Here is an 18787-nt window from a genome sequence, read left to right as displayed (position 1 = left end):
GCCACATCGGCGTCGGTGATCCCGGCCCACAAGGGCGGCACCGTGCTCCTCGCCGCCGACGAGGGCGCGCGGCCGGACGCGTGTGCGTCGGCCTTCGCCGCGCTGCCCACCCTGTTCGGAGCCGATCCGTCCTGGGAGCGGGTGGCCCGCCGGACGCCGCAGGCGCGGCGGCCCGTCGCCGGGCTGCACACCATTGCCACCGCGCCGCAACTGGCCGACGGGGCCTCGGCGTTGCTGCTGGGCAATCGGCGCGCCGAGCACATGCTCGGGCGGCCGCCGGTGGCGCAGATCGTGGGCACGGCCCAGACGGCCGTCCGCTCACCGCTGCTGACCGCGCCGACCAGTGCGGCCCGGGTGGCCCTGCAGCGGGCGGGCATCTCGCCCGCGCAGCTGGATGTGATCGAGGTGAACGAATCCTTCGCCGTCACACCGCTGGTGCTCATGCGTGAGCTCGGAGTGGACGCGTCCCGAGTGAATCCGTCCGGCGGTGCGGTGGCGGTCGGGCATCCGCTCGGCGCGACCGGCGGGATCCTCATCGCCCAGGCGCTGGACGAGCTGCGCCGCCGCGACGGCGAGCACGCGCTGGTCGCCATACCCGCCGCGCTCGGGCTCGGCTCGGCCGTGGTGCTGCGCCGCATGACCTGACCCGCGGCCCGCGCCGTCACCGGACCAGCTGCGCCGTCACCGGACCAATTCATCACCAGGGAACTCCGATGGTCGAAATCTCCTCCTCCGCAACGACGTCCCCCGCCCGCCCGGTGCACGCCTGCCATCCGGCGGACACCGTGCGCACCTACCTCGAGCGCGGCTGGTGGCAGCCCGAGACGATTCCCGACGTCTTCCGCCACCGCGTCACCGAGGCCCCCGACGCGCCCGCCATCACCGACCCGGCCAACCTGGCGGACCTGACCGGCGCGCACCCGCGCACCCTCACCTGGCGCGAACTCGACGACCACGTCACCGATATCGCGGCGGTCCTGCTGGCCAACGGGATTCGGCAGGGCTCCACCGTCGCGATCCAACTGCCCAACTCGATCGCCCTGACCGCCGCATACCTTGCACTGTGGCGGCTGGGCGCGGTGGCCACGCCGATGCCCGCGTCGTTCCGGCGGCACGAGCTGTCGGGCATTGTCGCGGCGACCGAGGCCGAGGCCGTCATTACCGTTGGGGCGCTGGGAGATCGGGCACTCGCGACCGAGGCCCTGACCGTTATCGGCGGGCAGGGCGCTGTCTTCGCCTTCGGGCCGGGAGTCCCGGAGCAGGCGATCGCCCTCGATGGCCCGGTCGGCGCAGCTGCCCGCAAGCGGGTGCGCGACTACACCTGTGCGCTCCCCGTCACCGTCAACGATCGCATCACCATCTGCTGGACCAGCGGCACCGAGGCCGCGCCCAAGGGCATACCGCGCTGCCACGGCGATTGGCTCGCCGTGGCGGGCGGCGTCCAGGACGGGCTCGGCATGACCCCGGATTCGGTGGTGCTCAACCCCTTTCCCATGGTGAACATGGCCGGATTCGCGGGCTCGTTCCTGCCGTGGCTGCTGGCGGGCGGGCATCTGGTCCAGCATCATCCGCTGGATCTGCCCGTGTTCTTCCGCCAGCTCGCCGAGCACCGGGTCACCCACACGAGCATGCCGCCCGCCCTGCTCACCATGCTGTTGCAGAACGACGCCCTGCGCGCCCGGGCCGACCTGTCCTCGCTGCGCACGGTCGGCTCCGGCGGTGCGCCACTGCCGCCGCCGGTGGTGCGCCGCTGGCAGGAGGAACTGGGTATCCAGGTGATCAACTTCTTCGGATCCAACGAGGGAGTGAGCCTGCTGGGTGCACCGGCCGACCTGCCGGATCCCACCCTGCGCGCCCAGCATCTGCCGTATTACGGTGCGGCCGGGGTGCGCTGGTCCACCAGACTGGCGGAACGGACAGCGGTGAAACTGGTCGACGTCACCACCGGGGCGACGGTCACCGAGATCGGCGGACGCGGCGAACTGCGCCTGCGCGGCCCGGCCGTCTTCGGCGGCTACCTGCCCGGCACCGTCACCGCCGAACCCTTCGACGACGAGGGATACCTGTGCAGCGGTGACGTTTTCGAACGATGCGGCGACGGCGGCCGGTACCTGCGCTTCGTCGACCGCGTGAAGGAGATCATCATCCGCGGCGGCATGAACATCGCGCCCGCCGAGATCGAGGGCCTGCTCATCGACCATCCCGCGATCGCGGATGTCGCCGTGGTCGGCTACCCCGACGCGGTGCTCGGCGAAAAATGCTGTGCCGTCGTCGTTCCCGCGCCCGGCGCCACCGTGACCCTCACCGACCTGGTCGAGCATCTGCGGGCCCGCGAGGTCGCCTCGTTCAAACTGCCCGAGCGCCTCGAGCTCACCGATACTCTGCCGCGCAATCCGGTCGGCAAACTGCTGCGCCGGGAACTACGCGCCCGGCTCTGACCACTCTTCGATCGCAGGAGGACCCCGTGTCCGTGCACATTCTGGGCGGCGGCCAAACCGATTTCGCCGTCAACTGGCACCGCGTCGGCCTCGGCTTCGACGCCCTGACCCGCGCCGTCCTGGACGAGACGCTCGCCGCCGTCCGCCTCGACGCCACCGCGATCGAGGTGATCCACGTCGGCAATGCCTTCGGCCAATTGTTCACCGGCCAGGGCCAGCTCGGCGGCATGCCCGCCACCATCCATCCGGAGCTGTGGGGCATTCCGGCCGCCCGCCACGAGGCCGCCTGCGCCTCCGGCAGCATGGCCGCTCTCGCCGCCATGGCCGATCTCGAATCCGGCCGCTACGACTGCGCACTGGTGATCGGCGCCGAGCTGGAGAAGACTGTCCCGGGCGGGCAGGCGGCCGCCTATATGGGCGCGGCGGCCTGGGCGGGCCACGAGACGCAGAACACCGACCTGGTGTGGCCGACCCAGTTCGCCGCCATCGCGGCCGAATACGACCGGCGCTTCGGCCTCGATCCCGCGCACCTGCGCGCCATCAGCGCACTCAATGTCGCGAATGCCCGCTCGAATCCCCGTGCCCAGACCAGGAATTGGTCCTACACCGACGCGAGCTTCACCGCCGACGACACCGCCAACCCGCCGGTGGCCGGCGTCCTGCGCCGCCAGGACTGCAGCCAGATGACCGACGGCGCGGCGGCCGTGATTCTCGTCTCGGACCGGTTCCTGCAGCGGCACAGCACCATCCGCCCCGACACCACCGCGCTGATCTCGGGCTGGGGCCACCGCACCGTCGGCCTTTCGCTCGATGCGAAGTTTCGCGCCTCCGCCGCCGAACCCTATGTCTTCCCGCACCTGCGCACCGCGGTCCTCGACGCGCTGTCCCGCGCCGGTCTGGCCGATATCCACCAGCTCGGCGGCCTCGAGGTCCACGACTGCTTCTCCATGTCGGAGTACGTGGCCATCGACCACCTCGGCCTCACCGCGCCCGGCGAGAGCTGGAAGGCCGTGGAATCCGGCGACATCACCCGCAGCGGCAGCCTGCCGATCAACCCCGGCGGCGGGCTGATCGGCATCGGCCACCCGGTCGGCGCGACCGGTGTCCGCATGCTTCTCGACGCGTACCAGCAGGTCACCGGCCGGGCAGGCGACTGCCAGCTGCCGGGCGTCACCCGCTACGGCACCGTGAACATCGGCGGCAGCACCACCACGGTCGCGAGTTTCATCGTCGAATCCGTGGCCGGCTGACCCGGGCCGGCCCGGAGTCGCCGCCGCGCCGGGCGCGAGCCGTGCGAACCACGGTCACCTCTCACCCGGCGAGTTCGGCTCTCACCCGGCGAGTTTGGCGGGATCGCGCACCGCGCCCCGGTCGGCCGAGGTGGCCAGCAGGGCATAGGTTTTCAATGCCAGCGAGATCTCACGCTCGCGGTGGCGCGGCCGGTAGCCGCCGTTCGCCTCCAATTCCGCGCGGCGGGCGGCCAATTCGGCGTCGTCGACGTGCAGGGTGAGGGAGCGCGACGGGATGTCGATGGTGATGGTGTCGCCGTCCTCGACGAGCGCCAGCGGGCCACCCGCCGCTGCCTCTGGGGAGATGTGGCCGATGGAGCAGCCGGAGGAACCGCCCGAGAAGCGGCCGTCGGTGATCAGCGCGCACTCCCGGGCCAGGCCCAGGCCCTTGAGATATGAAGTCGGATACAGCATTTCCTGCATGCCCGGCCCGCCGCGCGGACCCTCGTAGCGGATGACCAGCACGTCACCGGCCTTGATCCGGCCCGACAGGATCGCCTCGACCGCATCCTCCTGCGACTCCACCACCACAGCGGGACCGGTGAAGGTGTGCATGTGCGCGGCCACGCCCGCGGACTTCACCACAGCTCCGTCGGGAGACAGATTGCCGCGCAAGACCGCGAGGCCGCCGTCGCGCGAATGGGCATGGGCGACATCGCGAATACAGCCCGCCGCGGCATCCAGATCGAGGGTGTGCCAGCGCTCGGACTGGGAGGAGGCGCTGGCCGACCGCTTGCCGCCGGGAGCGGCGTGGAACAGCTCCCGCGCCGCCGCGGAGGGGCGCTCGGCGCGCACGTCCCACTCGGCCAGCCACGCGTCGAGTGAATCCGCGTGCACCGCATGCACATCGCGGTGCAGCAGTCCGGCCCGGTTCAGCTCGCCGAGCAGCGCCGGGATGCCGCCCGCGCGGTGCACGTCCTCGATCAGATAGTCGCCATTGGGCGCCACCTTGCACAGGCACGGCACCTGCAACGACATCTTCTCGATATCGGTGAGCGTGTAGTCCAGCCCGGCCTCCTGCGCCGCCGCGAGCAGGTGCAGCACCGTGTTGGTGGATCCGCCCATGGCCAGGTCCAGGGCCATCGCATTGTCGAAGGCCTTGTGGGAGGCGATATTCCGGGGCAGGACCGAGGCATCGTCCTCGTCGTAGTAGCGGCGCGCCAGGTCCATGATCGTTCGTCCCGCCGCCCGGTACAGCTCGGCCCGCGCGGTGTGGGTGGCCAGCGTGGTGCCGTTGCCCGGCAGCGCCAGGCCCAGCGCCTCGGTGAGGCAGTTCATGGAGTTGGCGGTGAACATGCCCGCGCACGAGCCGCAGGTCGGGCAGGCGTTCTCCTCGATGCGCTCCAGATCCGCGTCGGACACCTCGGGCGAGACCGCCTCGGCCATGGTGACGATGAGGTCGAGCCGGCTGCGCACCGTGCCGTCGACCAGGACCGCGGTGCCGCCCTCCATCGGTCCGCCGGAGACGAACACCGTCGGGATGTTCAGTCGCAGGGCCGCCATGAGCATGCCCGGAGTGATCTTGTCGCAGTTGGAGATGCACACCAGCGCGTCGGCGCAGTGCGCGTTCACCATGTACTCGATCGAATCCGCGATCAGGTCCCGGGACGGCAGCGAGTACAGCATGCCGCTGTGCCCCATGGCGATTCCGTCATCGACCGCGATGGTGTTGAACTCCCGCGCGATACCGCCCGCCGCCCGCACCGCCTCGGAGACCATGCGGCCGACCGGCTGGAGGTGGGTGTGGCCCGGCACGAATTCCGTGAAGCTGTTCGCGACCGCGATGACGGGCTTGCGGCCGATATCCGCCGAGGGCACGCCGCTGGCCCGCATGAGGGCGCGGGCCCCGGCCATGTTCCGTCCGTGCGTGACCGTGCGGGAGCGCAACTCGGGCACGATGCCACCTCCTCCTCAATCTGCAACCAGATGGTTGCAACCGTGTGGTTGGAGTTTGCCATGATTGCGGGCCCAACCGCAACCGTGTGGTTGGAGATGGTTGGATGGATGCCATGGCGTGGGATACCGAGAGGACCAGACGGCTGCTGCTCGAGGCGGCGGTACTCGAGTTCGCCGAACGCGGACCCGACGGTGCCCGGGTGAACGCCATCGCGGCCCGCGCCGGGATCAACAAGGAACGCATCTACCAGTACTTCGGCGACAAGCGCGGCCTGTTCGAGGCCGTGCTCACCGATCAGCTGGAGCAGCTCGCCGCCGCCAGCCCGCTGACCGCCGACAGGGCCGGTGACCTGGCCGAGTACGCCGGGCACGTCTTCGACTTCCACCGCACCCACCCGCAGTTCCTGCGCCTCATGTACTGGGAAGGGCTGCAGCCGCAGGACGGTCAGCTGCCGGGCGAGTCCGCCCGCGCCTCGCACTACGCGGACAAGGTCGCCGCGCTGGCGGCCGCACAGCGGGCCGGGACCCTCCCCGGCGACGTCGCGCCGGGCTACCTGCTGTACGCGGTCGCGGCCCTGGCCGCCTGGTGGTTCGCTGCCCCGCAGGTGGTCCGGATGATCCTGGGCGCGGACACCGATAATCCCGACGCCCTGCGGGCAGCCCTCGTCACCCTGGTGCGCCGACTCGAGGTACGGGACTAGCGCCGCGCCGCGCCAATTCTCTTTCGGCTCCGGCCTCGCCGGGCGCGAGCGCATCCGCGAGGGCGGTGAGGACCGGCGCGCAGCCGGTGTCGAGGGTGAGAGCGGCGAGATCGTGGGCGCGGGTGCGGCCGCGGTTGACGATGACGACCGGACGTCCCGACTTGGCGGTGCGGCGGGCGAAGCGCAGGCCCGACATGACCGTCAGCGAGGAGCCGACGACCAGCAGGACGTCGGCAGCATCGACCAGGTCGAAGGCGGCGGCGACGCGGGGCTTCGGGACGGACTCCCCGAAGTAGACGATGTCCGGTTTGAGGAGGCCGCCGCAGTGCAGGCAGTCGACCATCCGGAATGAACTGGTATCGGCCACGACCGCGTCGGCGTCGGGCGCGACCTCGAGACCGTCGAGGGGAACCGATTCGGCGAAGCCGGGATTGGCGGCCTCGAGCCGCTCGGCCAATGCCATGCGGGAGGTGAGCGCGTCGCAGGTGAGGCAGCGGACCCGGGCGTAGACGCCGTGCAGGTCGATCACCCGGCGATGACCGGCCTTGGTGTGCAGCAGATCCACGTTCTGGGTGAGCAACCCGGTGACGAGGCCCGCCCGTTCCAGGCGGGCCAGCGCGCGATGCGACGGATTCGGCCGCGCCGCGTCCATCCGCCGCCAGCCCACATGATTGCGGGCCCAATAGCGTTGGCGGAAAACGGGATCGCCGACGAACTGCTGATACGTCATCGGTGTCCGGGGCGGTGCGCCGGGGCTGCGGTAGTCGGGGATGCCGCTGTCGGTGGAGATGCCCGCACCGGTGAGCACCGCGACCCGGCGCCCGGAGACCAGGTCCAGCAGGCGATCGCGCTGCTGCGCGGAACCGGAATCGGGCATGCGGCCAGCCTACGACGCCTCCGTCGTGTGCCGCCGGTCACGTCGTGTCACATCCGCCGGCCCTGCGTCGTCACCTTGGCAGGACGCCACCCCACCGGCGGCGCGAGACGAAGGAGATGGTCATCATGGCGAAGACGGTTCTGGTCACCGGCGGCACCGGCACCCTGGGCAGCCTGGTCACCCCGCTGCTGCGGGAGGCCGGCGTGCACCTGCGCGTGCTGAGCCGCACCGCGCGGGCGGCGCAGGACGGCATCGAGTACGTGGCCGGCGACCTGCAGACCGGCGCGGGCATTGCCGAGGCGGTCGCCGGCGTCGATACCGTCCTGCATCTGGCGGGCACCACCAAGGGCGACGGAGAGAAGGCGCGCACCCTGGTCGAGGCCATCCAGGCCGCGGGCGTGTTCCCGCACCTGATCTACATCTCGGTGGTCGGCGCGGACCGGATCCCGGTGGAGAGCGCCATCGACCGCCAGACCATGGCCTACATGGCATCGAAGCGGGAAGCCGAACTGGTGGTGGAGAATTCGGGCCTGCCGTGGACCACCCTGCGCGCTACCCAGTTCCACGACCTGCTCTTCACCATGGTCTCGGCGCTGGGCAGGATGCCGCTGGTGCCGGTCTTCGACTTCCGCTTCCAGCCCATCGAAACCGCCGAGGTGGCAGCGCGATTGGTGGAACTGACCCTGGGTGAGCCCGCGGGCCTGGTCGACGAGATCGGCGGCCCGCGCGTCTACACCATGAAGGAGCTCGAGCGCAGCTACCTGGAGGCCACCGGCCGCCACCGCCCGGTCTTCACCATGAAGGCCCCGGGCAAGGCGGCCCGCGCCTACGCGGCGGGCGGCAACCTCACCCCGGAGCACGCCGTCGGCGGCCGGACCTGGGAGGAATTCCTGGCCGCCAAGCTCGCGGCCGCGTGAGCGGACGACATGCGGAAACCGGTGTCAGCGCGGTCCGTTGGTGTTGAGGTACACCACCGGACCGTCGAACCGGCCGTGCGCGTTCATGTCCAGCAGCGCGGCCATGGCCTTCGCGGTGTAGACCGGCTCCAGCCGCATGTGCTCTCGATCCTCCGAAAGCGCCTGTGCCGTAGCTGCTTCCGGCATCGGATAGCCGTATCCCGGACCGAGGTAATCGGTGACGATGTCCAGATTGCCGGTGGGGGACAGGTTCTCGGGCAACCGCGCGCCGCGGGCCCGCAGCAGCCGCTCGGCACGGCCCGCCAGCTTGGCGAGCGCCGGTTCGTCGAGGCGCAGCGTGTCGTTCACGACCACACCCACCACCCGCGTGCGCAATCCGGCCAGCCGCAAGCCGAGCGACAGCCCCGCCGCCGTTCCGCCCGACCCGACCGGGATCACGATGTGGCCCGGCTCCGGGAGCTCCCCGGTGCGCACCTGATCCGCCAATTCCAGTGCGGCCTCGACATATCCGAGCGCGCCCACCGGCGACGACCCGCCCGCGGGCAGGAAGTAGGGCGGTCGCAGGCCAGTGAAATGCCGGGCCAGCAGATACGGAGCACTCAGGATCGTGCGCACCTTGGTGTGGGTGAAGTGCAGCTCGGCTCCCGAGGCCCGCAATCGCTCGAGTTGCGCCCGCACATGCTCGTCGACCGGTTGATCCACCAGCGCCAGAACGGTTTTCAGCCCGTGTTCGCGTCCGTACAGCGCGGTCGCCAGCCCCCAGTTGGTGCCCAGTCCGCCCACCGTCACGATGGTGGTCCGCCGCCGGCGCAGTGCGTCGGGCAGCAGCCATTCCAGCTTGCGGACCTTGTTGCCGCCCCAGCCGCCGTCACCGAAAGCGCTGTCGTCCTTGAGCCAGATGTCCGCGCCCGCCGTGTCGAGCGCCTCCAGTCTCCGCACCGGCGTCGGGCCGGTCCCCAGCCTCACGTGGGGCAGGGTCCGCTGGAGCTCGGGGTAGCGGCGGTGCAGGTGCGGGGTCATCACGCCAACCCTATCGACTGTCCAGTTTTTCGACGAGTGTGGCGGGCAGCACACGGGTGCCGAATTCGCTCCTGCTACGTTCCGAACTGTCATTAACTTCGGCAAGGAGATTTCATGCCTGGTGTAACCGATCGCGTCGTCATTGTCACCGGAGCCGGTGGCGGACTGGGCCGGGAGTACGCATTGTTGCTCGCCCGCGAGGGCGCGCTGGTCGTCGTCAACGACCTCGGCGGTGCACGCGACGGCTCCGGATCCGGGCACAATATGGCCGACGCCGTCGTCGAGGAGATCCGCGCGGCCGGCGGCACCGCCGTCGCCAACTACGACAGCGTCGCCACCGAAGAGGGTGCGAAGGCGCTGGTCCAATCCGCGATCGACAGCTTCGGTGCGGTGCACGGCGTGGTCAACAACGCCGGCATCCTGCGCGACATGAGCTTCGTGAAGATGACCCCCGAGGCCTTCGAGGCCGTGCAGCGCGTGCACCTGTTCGGCTCGTTCTACGTCACCCACGCCGCCTGGCCGCACTTCCGCGAGCAGGGTTTCGGCCGCGTCGTCATGGCCACCTCCACCTCCGGCCTGTACGGCAACTTCGGCCAGGCCAATTACGGCGCAGCCAAACTCGGCATGGTCGGCATGATGAACACCCTCGCCATCGAGGGCCGCAAATACGACATCGGCGTCAATGCCGTCGCGCCCATCGCCGCCACCCGTATGACCGCCGACATCGCCTCGGCCGAGATGCTCGAGAAGCTGCCGCCTGCCCAGGTCGCCCCCATCGTCGGTCACCTGATGAGCGAGGACTGCACCGACTCCGGCATGGTGCTGGTGGTCGGCGGCGGCTCGGTGCACCGGACCCAGCTGTTCGCCAACCAGCCCGTGTTCTTCAGTGAGGTCCCGACGATGGACCAGGTGCGGGAGAATTGGAGCCGTATTACCGATATGTCCGACGCTCGGCCCGGGGTGAACCCAGCGGGCTGAGCCTGCTCGAGGAGCCTCGCCATGAGCGAGAACACGTGGGACGCACTGGTTGTCGGAGCCGGAGCGGGCGGGCTGTGCGCGGCCGCCCGGCTCTCGCACCACGGCTACCGCACCCTGGTGGTCGAACGCCTGGATCGGATCGGCGGACGAGCCTCCACCACCGAACTCGACCGTTTCATCGTCAACACCGGCGCGGTGGTCGTCGAACTCGGCGGCATCACCGAACGGACCTTCGAGGAGGTGGGCGCGAAATTCGAAGTGCGCCCGGCGGATCCGCCGATCCTGTACCGCATCAACGGCCGTGACGTGGATGTCACCAGCGGCGGCTGGGGGCTGCTCATCTCCCAGCTGACCCGCCAGGGGGCCAAGCTGCTCACCGGAATCGGCGCGGCCCGCACCGACGGCGGGCTGCCCGACCGGGAACTGTCCACCGCCGACTGGGTGCGGCGGTACACCAAAAACGATGCGGTGCAAGGCATCTTCCGCAATATGTGCGGCTCGATCTTCGCCGTCGGCTCGGAGGAGCTCCCCGCGCGCGTGTTCCTCACCTACTTCACCCGCCCGTCGGCGTTCAAGAAGCTCGGCTTCTGCCCGGAGGGCACCATCGGCATCTGGAAGGCCCTGGCAGAGGTGGTGGAACGCAATGGGGGACAGGTGCGTCTGGGCAGCGAGGTGCAGCAGCTGCTCGTCGAGGACGATCGCGTCGTCGGGGCACGCATCCGGCACGAGGGTGAAACCTCCGATGTCTCCTGCGCTTTCGCGGTCAGCGACATCGGGCCGTCGGCCACACTGGATCTCGTTGGCCCCGAACACTTTCCGTCCGACTATGTCGGCTCGGTGCTGCAACGCGATCTGCCGTGCGCCATGATCTCGGTCAACTTCGCCAGCCGGGAACCGCTCATCGACGCGCCCGGCCTGCTCAGCTTCGCCCGCACCAGGCGGCTGTGCTACGTCGCCAACTTCACCGCCACCTGCCCGGAGATGGCCCCCGAGGGCTGGCACCTCTACGTCGGCACCGGGGTGCCCAAGCCGTCGGTGGGCGACTTCGACTCCGAGGCCGAAACCGCGCTCGTGCTCCAGGATCTGCGCGAGGAGATCCCGGGCTTCGACACGGCCCGCATCCTGTCCATCGCCGTCACCCGCGACGACTGGCCACCCCAGCGCACGGTCGCCGGCTACGACCTACCCCACGACACCCCGATCGCGAATCTCTGGAACGTCGGCGACGCGGTCAAGGAGTACGCCAACGGCGGCATCACCGCCTGCACGGAGACCGCGAAGATCGTCGTCGACGAGATCATCGCCAGCGGCATCGGACGCCGCGCGTCCTGAGTTCGCCGGACCCGCTCAGCCGAGCTTCTCGGTGATTCCGGGGAGCCGGTCCACCATGGCCACAACGTAATCCGCGACGATCCCGATCAGCACGGGCCGCTCCACCTTCAGGCCGCCGTCGAGCCACACCAGGATCAGCTCGGCCGCGCCGCCGGTGATCAGCTGGGCCAGTGCGGTCAGGGCGGTGTCGTCGCCCTCGGGGATGTCGAGCAGCACCCGCGTCTGCTCGATGAGCAGCTGCGCCACCCGGCGCATGCCCTCGAAGCGGCGGCGCATGAGCATCTCGCTGCCGTAGGCCTGCGCGAAGGCGATGTTCGCCCGGCGCGGATCGTCGGTCACCGTGATGATGAGCGCCGCCACCCCGGCCCGCAGCTTCTCCTCGGGCCCGCCGGGGGTCTCGGTCATGGCCGTGCGAGCCTGCTCGAGGGCCGCGCCCTGCACCTCGTCCAGTAGCGCGGAGGCCAGCGCGTCCAGACCGGTGAAGGATTCGTAGAAGAAGCGCGGCCCCACCTTCGCCTGCTCGCACACCCCGCGCACGGTGAGCGCGGGCAGCCCCTGCGTGCCGACGATCTCGAGGGCCGCGTCCAGCAGCCGTCGCCGGCGCTGCTCCCGACGCTCGTCGGTCGTGGTGCCGCGATAGGTCCCGTTGAAAGCTCGCGTCACCCTGACAGCTTGGCACAGAAATCGGGAAACGACTGTTTACGGAAACTATCGTTTCCGCTACCGTTGAGGCATGGCTGTGCGAAAAGCCGTGGTGAACCATCGAATTCAGTGCCGCGCCGCCGGGGTGCTGGAGCGCTATCCCAGCGTGCCGCGGGCACTCGCGACACCGCCGCCGGGCAGCGGGCTCGAGCCGGTGATGGGTGACTACGGCCCGCCCGGCATCGGCCACGTGGTGAGCACCCTCGCCGACCCCCTCACCTTCGGCCGCGACCGGATGCGCCGCTACGGCCCTGTGCAGTGGATGGGCGTCTTCGGGCGGCAGGTGGTGGGCATCGGCAGCCCGGCCGCCGTGGAGGAGGTGCTGCTGGACCGCAAGCACGTCCTCTCCGCGCAACAGGGCTGGGAATTCCTCATCGGCCCGTTCTTCCGCGGCGGAATCTTGCTGCGCGACTTCGACGATCACGCCTACCACCGCCGTATCCTGCAGCAGGCCTTCACCCGCCCGCGGCTCATCGGCTACCTCAACCTCACCACCCCGCGCATCGTGCGCGGCGTCGACTCCTGGCAGCCCGCCCCCGATTTCCCGCTCTACGACCACGTCAAGCGCATGCTGCTGGAACAGGCCACCGTGGTCTTCGCGGGCGCGGAACTCGGTCCCGAGGGCACCCGCCTGTCCCGGGCCTTCGAGGACGCCGTGCACGGCGGCAAGGCCATCATCCGCACCAATATGCCCGGCGGCGTGTGGAATCGGGGCCTGCGCGGCCGCCGGCTGCTCGAGGACTACTTCCGCCGGGAACTGCCCGCCAAGCGCGCCGGCGACGGCGAGGACCTGTTCAGCGTCCTCTGCCACGCCGAGACCGAGGACGGCGAATCCTTCACCGACGCCGACATCGTCGACCACATGATCTTCGTCATGATGGCCGCCCACGACACCAGCACCCTGGCCATTTCCATGCTGGCCTACGAGCTGGCCCGGCACCCGGAATGGCAGCAGCGGCTGCGCGAGGAATCGGAGGCGCTGGGCAAACCCACCCTCGACTACGCCGACCTGGACCGGCTGCCCGCCCTGGAGATGGCCTTCCGCGAAACCCTGCGCATGTACGCCCCGGTCGGCCAGATGGTGCGAGAAGCGCTGGAGGACACCGAGATCGCCGGGTACTTCATCCCCAAGGGCGCGCTGGTCATGGTCGGCTCGTACTCGATGATGCGCAGCGAGGAGTACTGGCACGACCCGGACGTGTTCGATCCGGAACGCTTCGATCCCGCACGCGCCGAGGACAAGTCGCACCGCTTCGCCTGGCCGCCCTTCGGCGGCGGCGCGCACAAGTGCATCGGCCGGTACTTCGGCGGCATGACCGTCAAGGCCACCATGCACCGCATGCTGCTGACCTACCGCTGGAGTGTGCCGGACGGCTACCAGGTGCCCCTGGTCGCCGGTACCGGCCCGACGCCGGCGGACGGCCTGCCGATCCGCCTGCGCCGGCTCTGAACCTCATCCGCCCCCGGCGACCGCCGAATGGCGGCTCACCGGACGTCGCGCGGAATCCCGAGTTCGATATCCAGATAGCGCAATTCCGGATCGCGGCGGCGGCCGTTGCGGAACGCCCGGAACACCAGATCCTGCGGATGCCCGACGGTGAACACCTCCGTGAAGGTGGCCACCGTCCGCCGTGGCGTGCCCTCCAGGCTGGGATTGAACCCGGTCTTGGCCAGCGGCCCCTCCCAGATGAGCGCCGCCCCGCCGGGCACGCTGTGCGGGGCGAAACTCCAGCCCAGCTCGCGCATGCGCCGGTCGAACTCGCCCGCGCCCAGTCCGGCCACATCCCAGCCGCTGGCCTCGTTGAAAAGCTGCCTGCCGTGCAGGAATTGGACGAAGCACGGGTCCGGTCCGGGGTGCGGAGTGCTGAGGTTGATCACCCCGTCCCACGGCAGCGTGGTCAGCGCCCAGCTCAGCCTGTCCTCGAAGTCGGCCCAGTTCGAACACGCTACCGGCGCCTCGCGCTCGCTGGGGCGGTCGGCGGGCAGGCCGTAGCTGCCGCTGCCGGGCGCGTCCATGCTCCAGGTGGCGAAACGCAGCCGGTCCCCGTCCATGTCGAGCCCGTCGCGCAACACCGCCACCACGGATTCGGCCACCCCGCGCCGATGATCGACCGATTCTCCGCGCTGCCATCCGGTGCTCCATTCGCGTGCCAGCCGCGGCTGCTGGTGCACCCGCTGCATGGCCCGCCACTGCGGATCCGGTGCGGTGGCATCGGATTCCGAGGGCAGTGGCACCGGATCCCAGGTGCCGTCGGGCTGGGCGCGCAGCACGGTCAGCAGCGCTTCGGCCTCGGCGGCGTCGTCGGGGACGGCGATCAGCACCTCGATCTCGGTGCCCTGCTGCGCGAAATGCACACGGCGGCCGGTGAGTTCGTCACGAACCTGAACGAAGCGTGGATTCCATCCGAGTCCGGACTCGTCGGCGTCCTCGTCCTCCTCGAGAAAAAACGGCATCCATTCGAGCAGCACATCCCATCCCTGCGAACCCACCTTGCCTCCCTCCGGGTTCTCGCCAAACTACCCCCCGGCCACCTTTCGCGCCCCCCGGTGGGTACCGGCCAGGCTGTGCACTGTGGTAGAACCTGTTCTAGTTTTTTCACCTGAAGGACCGCGAATGAACTGGTACACCGGCAATACCGTTTACGACACCGTGCTCACGATCGCTTTCGCGTTCGCAGCTTTCGTGCTGATCGGCGGCCTCTTCGGGCAGAGCCCCTACGGCCGCTTCGCCACCGCCAAACTCGGACTCAATCTCAATCCGAAGCTCGGCTGGTGGTTGATGGAGATTCCGGCCACCGTGGTCTTCGCCGTCGCGTACCTCAGCGGTCCGCGCCGCTTCGAGCCGACTTCCCTGGTGCTGGCGGCCATCTGGATTCTGCACTACGGCAACCGCGGCTGGTTCTTCCCCCTCTCCATTCGCCAAGTGCCCGGCAAGACCAGCAGTTTCAATGTTTCCGTGCTCGGCATGGGCATGTTCGTGACCGCGCTGCACGGCTACCTCAATGGTGCGCTCTTCAGCCACGATTATCTCGGGCAGTACGGCACGGACTGGCTGACCGACCCGCGCTTCATCATCGGGCTGATCGTCTACCTCTGCGGTTTCGCGCTGCTGGTGAGCTCGGAGGGGATCGTCCGGAATCTCCGCGACAAGAACAACCCGGGGGCAACGGAATACAAGATCCCGTACGGTCTGGGATTCCGATTCGTCACCAGCCCCACCTATCTCGGCGAACTGGTCGCCTGGGCCGGATTCGCCATTCTCACCTGGGCGCTGCCCGGCGTGGTCATCTTCCTGATCACCTTCGGCAATCTGGTGCCGCGCGCCTTCGCCACCCACACCTGGTACCGGGAGAAGTTCGAGGACTACCCGGCGGAGCGAAAAGCGCTGGTGCCGTTCGTTATCTAGGGTCGCCGAGCGCGCCGTGGCGCAGCGCCTTGTCGCGGTACATGGCGACGTCCACGGCGTGCATGAGCTCGTCGATGGCGGTGGAGTCGGTGTCCACCAGTGCGGTGCCGATGCTCGCGCCCACCTGCACCAGCAGCCCCGCCACGTCGAACGGATCGCGCAGCGCGGCCAGCAGGCCGTCCGCGACGGTGTCCAATTCGTCCTGACCTGAGCAGTTTTCGACCAGGACGATGAACTCGTCACCGCCCAGCCGCGCCGCCACCCCGTTCGGCGGCAGGGCCCGGCGCAGCCGCTGGCCCACCTCGCACAGCACCCGGTCGCCGGCGGTGTGGCCGCGGCGGTCGTTGATCTCCTTGAAGCCGTCCAGATCCAGGTAGCAGACCCCGACCTGGCCGGTGGCCGCGGCGAGACGGTCGAAGAACAGCAGGCGGTTGGGCAAGCCGGTGAGCGAATCGTGGTGGGCGTCGTACCAGAGCTGATCGGCGAGCTGCTTGCGGTCGGTGACGTCGACGGTGACGCCGATCAGGAAGCGCGGCTTACCGTCGCTGTCGCGGACCACCGTCATGGACAGGTCGATGGTGGTGTGCGTACCGTCCGGCTTGGTGTGCCGGGTCTCGAAGCGGAAGCGGTCGATCTCACCGGAGAGCAGGCGCTGGAACAGGGAGAACGCCTCACCGATGTTCTCGGGGCCGAGAATGTCGGCCACGGTACGGCCGGGCATGGACTCGGCGGGGACGCCCAGGGTCTCGGCGAAGGCGTTGTTGACGTCGACCACCTTGCCGGTGGCGGCATCGACGGTGCCGATGCCCACCGACGCCCCCTCGAAGATGGCCTGGAACCGCGCCTCCGACAGCTGCCGGCGCGCCTCGGCCTCCTGGACCGCGGTGAGGGCGGCGCCGAGTGTCGTCTCCTGTTCGGCCAGTGCCACATTGCGCAGCCCGGCGGTGAATTCGGCGGCGAATTCCGCGGCCAGCTCGATGGCGCGATCGCGGACCGGCCCGTAGTCCGCGCAGCCGGGGTCGGGGCAGGCGTCGGTCACCAGGTCCTTGCACAGCACCAGCACCGAGCGGTGCACGGCCAGCGGGTCGCGGTAGTTGGCGGCCACCAGGGCGACCGCCGCCTCCCGCGCCACCGACACGTCCCCGGTGCCGCGCACGGCCGCGATCAGGCGGTCACCGAAACCGTCGAGCAGATCCTCCACCTGGGCCCGGGTGAGCGTCGGCGCGACCGCGCCATCGAGAGCGTCGGCCCATCGGACCGCCAACTCGTGTGCTGCCACCGGTGACCCCCTGCCCCTGACTCGTCCGAACCACTCAGGCCTTGCGGCCCACACCCGCCAGTCCTAGCGAACGGCCCGGCGCCTCATGCTGGTCACGGTCGGATTCCGGCCGCCACAGCGGCAATTCCACCACACCGGGCTCGACCGGCTCCCACTTGCCGAACAGCGCGGCGATCTCGTCGCGGCTGCGGAACTGCAGTCCTATCTTGCTGACATTGTGCGAGTTCTCCACCAGCTTCGCCGCGTCGTCGGGGCGCGTGGCCGAGGTGAGATGCGAAATCGCGACGTAGCTGCCGACGGGCACGGCGTCGTGGAGTGCGTTGACCTTGTCGATGGGGGCGTAGTCGTCGCTCATCAGGTGCAGGACCGCAATGAGAAGGATGCCGACAGGTTGGTCGAAGTCGATGATGCCGGTGCCCCGCGCCTGCTCCAGCAGCGCCGCGGGCTCGCGTAGGTCGGCCTCGATGGCGGCGGCCCGGTCATTGCCACGCAGGATGGCGCGGGAGTGGGCCACGGCCACCGGATCGATATCGACGTAGAGCACCCGGCACTCCGGATCGATGGCATGCGCCACCTCGTGCACATTGCCCGCTGTCGGAATGCCGGAACCGATGTCGAGGAACTGCCGCACACCCGAATCCACCAGGAAGCGCACCGCGCGCCGCAGGAAGGCCCGATTGCTCAGCGCCAGCCGCGGCAGGTCGGGGACCAGCGACTTGCCCGCGGCGGCGGCCTGCCGGTCGACCTCGAAGTTGTGCGAACCGCCCAGTAGCGCGTCGTACATGCGCGCGGGGCTGGGCCGAGTCATGTCCACGCCCTCCGGGGCCCACGCCGGTCGTTCCATCCCGAATCCCTCCTTGCCGCAGCGGTCGAGCCCCGCCGGCGGTGCAAGCGGGCCAAGATCCGGGCAAATCCGGTGTTCGGGATCACCCGGACGGTGTTACGCGAATGTTAGTCCCCGTTCACCAGAAACCTTGCAGCGATACCACTCTCGCCCTGAGGTGGGAGAATGCTCACCCGGCGGTTGACGCCGCGCAGGTGCTGTGGGTGAGCGGGGGCACGCAGACCCCGGTCACATCCGCGAGCAGTAGCCGCGCGCCGAAGGCCAGTGAGCACAGCGCGATCGCGCCGAAGGCCAGCACCCACAGCAGGCCCGGGATCCGGGTCAGGTGGGCCAGCTGGTCGGCGTCGGAGTTCGGCTCGTGTGCGCGATTGCGCTGCAGCTCGATCACCGGCCGCACCGCCGCCAGCAGCAGGAACCAGGCCGCCAGATACGCCAGCGCCGCCTGGGCGGTGTCGCTGCCGAACCAGGACACCGCGAACACCACGCCGCCGGTCACCAGGATCGACAGCAGGCCGTACCAGTTGCGCACCTTCACCAGCAGCACCAGCAGCAGCGCGATGGTCAGCCACAGCATGAGCGTGAGGCGATGCGCGCCCAGCAGCGCCGCGTAGGCCAGACCCAGCAGCGCGGGCGCGGGGTAGCCGGCCGCGGTCGTCAGGATCATGCCGAGTCCATAGGGTTTCCCGCTCGACACCGTGAGTCCGGAAGTGTCCGAATGTAATCGGATGCCGTTGAGCCGCCGCCCGGTGAGCAGCGCCGTGAACGCGTGCCCGCCCTCGTGGGCGATGGTCACCGCATTGCGCAGAATCCGCCACGTCGGCCGGAACGCCACCAGCAGCAGCGCCACCACACCGGTCCCGACCACCAGTTGCCACGGCGGCGGTGACTGTGTGGTGGACAGCCGATCCACGACCGTGCTGCCCCGCTGAACGAATTCCGCTGTATTCACCGCCGCACCCTATCGACTCCGGCCGAGAGCGACCACAGCTCGCGGCCCGGCGGCCGGGGGGGCCGGGGGGGGAACGGGGGGGGGCGGCCGGGGCGAAGGGGGGAGGAGGGAGAGGGGGACAAGGGGGGTCCGTTTCCCGAAGGGTTCGTTCCCTGAGGG

The 18787-nt window shown here is 69.8% G+C and carries 16 protein-coding genes and 1 pseudogene; 9 read left to right on the top strand and 8 right to left on the bottom strand.

From position 1 onward, the window contains the following. From ACFXN1_RS19765 to ACFXN1_RS19755, 3 genes and pseudogenes are all read left to right on the top strand, one after another. Window positions 1-645 (top strand): annotated as a pseudogene (locus ACFXN1_RS19765) (acetyl-CoA C-acyltransferase); the annotation flags it as partial. A gap of 68 nt (window positions 646-713) precedes the next feature. Further along, a complete protein-coding gene (locus ACFXN1_RS19760) occupies window positions 714-2438 on the top strand; it encodes a class I adenylate-forming enzyme family protein (protein WP_379439642.1) in 1725 nt (574 codons plus the stop codon). A 26-nt stretch (window positions 2439-2464) separates the two neighbouring features. Further along, entirely contained in the window at window positions 2465-3688 is a 1224-nt protein-coding gene (locus tag ACFXN1_RS19755; RefSeq protein WP_379439644.1) for an acetyl-CoA acetyltransferase, read from the top strand. A gap of 81 nt (window positions 3689-3769) precedes the next feature. On the opposite strand, the gene ilvD is transcribed toward ACFXN1_RS19755, so the two are convergent. Then, window positions 3770-5623, bottom strand: a complete 1854-nt coding sequence (ilvD, locus tag ACFXN1_RS19750) for a dihydroxy-acid dehydratase (protein ID WP_379439645.1) — start codon at window positions 5621-5623, stop codon at window positions 3770-3772. A 104-nt stretch (window positions 5624-5727) separates the two neighbouring features. Here ilvD and ACFXN1_RS19745 point away from each other — a divergent pair, with 104 nt between their 5' ends. Further along, the gene (locus tag ACFXN1_RS19745) at window positions 5728-6324 is read left to right on the top strand and encodes a TetR family transcriptional regulator (RefSeq protein WP_379439647.1); all 597 of its coding nucleotides are present in this window, start codon (window positions 5728-5730) and stop codon (window positions 6322-6324) included. Here ACFXN1_RS19745 and ACFXN1_RS19740 read toward each other — a convergent pair. Next, window positions 6290-7201 (bottom strand): NAD-dependent protein deacetylase, encoded by a 912-nt coding sequence (locus tag ACFXN1_RS19740; protein ID WP_379439648.1) that lies wholly within the window; start codon window positions 7199-7201, stop codon window positions 6290-6292. The genes ACFXN1_RS19745 and ACFXN1_RS19740 overlap by 35 nt on opposite strands. A gap of 125 nt (window positions 7202-7326) precedes the next feature. On the opposite strand from ACFXN1_RS19740, the gene ACFXN1_RS19735 reads away from it, so the two are divergent. Then, on the top strand, window positions 7327-8118 hold the full coding sequence (locus tag ACFXN1_RS19735) for an SDR family oxidoreductase (RefSeq protein WP_379439650.1): 792 nt from the start codon (window positions 7327-7329) through the stop codon (window positions 8116-8118). A 24-nt stretch (window positions 8119-8142) separates the two neighbouring features. Here ACFXN1_RS19735 and ACFXN1_RS19730 read toward each other — a convergent pair whose 3' ends face one another. After that, window positions 8143-9138: a 1-aminocyclopropane-1-carboxylate deaminase/D-cysteine desulfhydrase gene (locus ACFXN1_RS19730; RefSeq protein ID WP_379439652.1), complete on the bottom strand. Its 996-nt coding sequence runs from the start codon at window positions 9136-9138 to the stop codon at window positions 8143-8145. Window positions 9139-9252: 114 nt separating this feature from the next. Between ACFXN1_RS19730 and ACFXN1_RS19725 the strand changes: the two genes are divergently transcribed. Continuing rightward, a complete protein-coding gene (locus ACFXN1_RS19725) occupies window positions 9253-10116 on the top strand; it encodes an SDR family oxidoreductase (RefSeq protein WP_379439653.1) in 864 nt (287 codons plus the stop codon). Between the two features lie 21 nt (window positions 10117-10137). Next, a complete protein-coding gene (locus tag ACFXN1_RS19720; RefSeq protein ID WP_379439655.1) occupies window positions 10138-11448 on the top strand; it encodes a phytoene desaturase family protein in 1311 nt (436 codons plus the stop codon). Window positions 11449-11463: 15 nt separating this feature from the next. Here ACFXN1_RS19720 and ACFXN1_RS19715 read toward each other — a convergent pair whose 3' ends face one another. Then, window positions 11464-12111: a TetR/AcrR family transcriptional regulator gene (locus ACFXN1_RS19715; protein WP_379401385.1), complete on the bottom strand. Its 648-nt coding sequence runs from the start codon at window positions 12109-12111 to the stop codon at window positions 11464-11466. Window positions 12112-12181: 70 nt separating this feature from the next. Here ACFXN1_RS19715 and ACFXN1_RS19710 point away from each other — a divergent pair, with 70 nt between their 5' ends. Then, the gene (locus tag ACFXN1_RS19710; protein ID WP_379439657.1) at window positions 12182-13600 is read left to right on the top strand and encodes a cytochrome P450; all 1419 of its coding nucleotides are present in this window, start codon (window positions 12182-12184) and stop codon (window positions 13598-13600) included. A 35-nt stretch (window positions 13601-13635) separates the two neighbouring features. On the opposite strand, the gene ACFXN1_RS19705 is transcribed toward ACFXN1_RS19710, so the two are convergent. Continuing rightward, window positions 13636-14640, bottom strand: a complete 1005-nt coding sequence (locus ACFXN1_RS19705; protein WP_379439658.1) for a hypothetical protein — start codon at window positions 14638-14640, stop codon at window positions 13636-13638. 124 nt (window positions 14641-14764) lie between these two features. Here ACFXN1_RS19705 and ACFXN1_RS19700 point away from each other — a divergent pair, with 124 nt between their 5' ends. Then, complete coding sequence (locus tag ACFXN1_RS19700; RefSeq protein WP_364616770.1) at window positions 14765-15556, top strand: 3-oxo-5-alpha-steroid 4-dehydrogenase; 792 nt, start codon at window positions 14765-14767, stop codon at window positions 15554-15556. Here the strand turns inward: ACFXN1_RS19700 and ACFXN1_RS19695 are convergent. The 3 genes from ACFXN1_RS19695 to ACFXN1_RS19685 all read right to left on the bottom strand — a co-directional run bounded on the left by ACFXN1_RS19695 (window position 15549) and on the right by ACFXN1_RS19685 (window position 18628). Continuing rightward, the gene (locus ACFXN1_RS19695) at window positions 15549-16835 is read right to left on the bottom strand and encodes a diguanylate cyclase domain-containing protein (RefSeq protein ID WP_379401388.1); all 1287 of its coding nucleotides are present in this window, start codon (window positions 16833-16835) and stop codon (window positions 15549-15551) included. The two genes, ACFXN1_RS19700 and ACFXN1_RS19695, sit on opposite strands and share 8 nt — an antisense overlap. Before the next feature lie 34 nt (window positions 16836-16869). Beyond that, window positions 16870-17679, bottom strand: coding sequence for an SAM-dependent methyltransferase (locus ACFXN1_RS19690; RefSeq protein WP_379401389.1), 810 nt, complete (start codon window positions 17677-17679; stop codon window positions 16870-16872). A gap of 169 nt (window positions 17680-17848) precedes the next feature. Then, window positions 17849-18628: a M50 family metallopeptidase gene (locus ACFXN1_RS19685; protein ID WP_379439659.1), complete on the bottom strand. Its 780-nt coding sequence runs from the start codon at window positions 18626-18628 to the stop codon at window positions 17849-17851. Between the last annotated feature and the right edge of the window lie 159 nt (window positions 18629-18787).

Source organism: Nocardia sp. NPDC059154 (assembly GCF_042755705.1).
Lineage (GTDB): Bacteria > Actinomycetota > Actinomycetes > Mycobacteriales > Mycobacteriaceae > Nocardia.
This window is presented reverse-complemented; position numbering and strand designations above follow the sequence as displayed.

Bases quoted from the DNA above. Each gene is read 5' to 3' on its own strand.
- ACFXN1_RS19760 (WP_379439642.1), top strand. From the start codon at position 714: ATGGTCGAAATCTCCTCCTCCGCAACGACGTCCCCCGCCCGCCCGGTG.
- ACFXN1_RS19745 (WP_379439647.1), top strand. From the start codon at position 5,728: ATGGATGCCATGGCGTGGGATACCGAGAGGACCAGACGGCTGCTGCTC.
- ACFXN1_RS19740 (WP_379439648.1), bottom strand. From the start codon at position 7,201: ATGCCCGATTCCGGTTCCGCGCAGCAGCGCGATCGCCTGCTGGACCTG.
- ACFXN1_RS19735 (WP_379439650.1), top strand. From the start codon at position 7,327: ATGGCGAAGACGGTTCTGGTCACCGGCGGCACCGGCACCCTGGGCAGC.
- ACFXN1_RS19730 (WP_379439652.1), bottom strand. From the start codon at position 9,138: ATGACCCCGCACCTGCACCGCCGCTACCCCGAGCTCCAGCGGACCCTG.
- ACFXN1_RS19725 (WP_379439653.1), top strand. From the start codon at position 9,253: ATGCCTGGTGTAACCGATCGCGTCGTCATTGTCACCGGAGCCGGTGGC.
- ACFXN1_RS19720 (WP_379439655.1), top strand. From the start codon at position 10,138: ATGAGCGAGAACACGTGGGACGCACTGGTTGTCGGAGCCGGAGCGGGC.
- ACFXN1_RS19710 (WP_379439657.1), top strand. From the start codon at position 12,182: ATGGCTGTGCGAAAAGCCGTGGTGAACCATCGAATTCAGTGCCGCGCC.
- ACFXN1_RS19700 (WP_364616770.1), top strand. From the start codon at position 14,765: ATGAACTGGTACACCGGCAATACCGTTTACGACACCGTGCTCACGATC.
- ACFXN1_RS19690 (WP_379401389.1), bottom strand. From the start codon at position 17,679: ATGGAACGACCGGCGTGGGCCCCGGAGGGCGTGGACATGACTCGGCCC.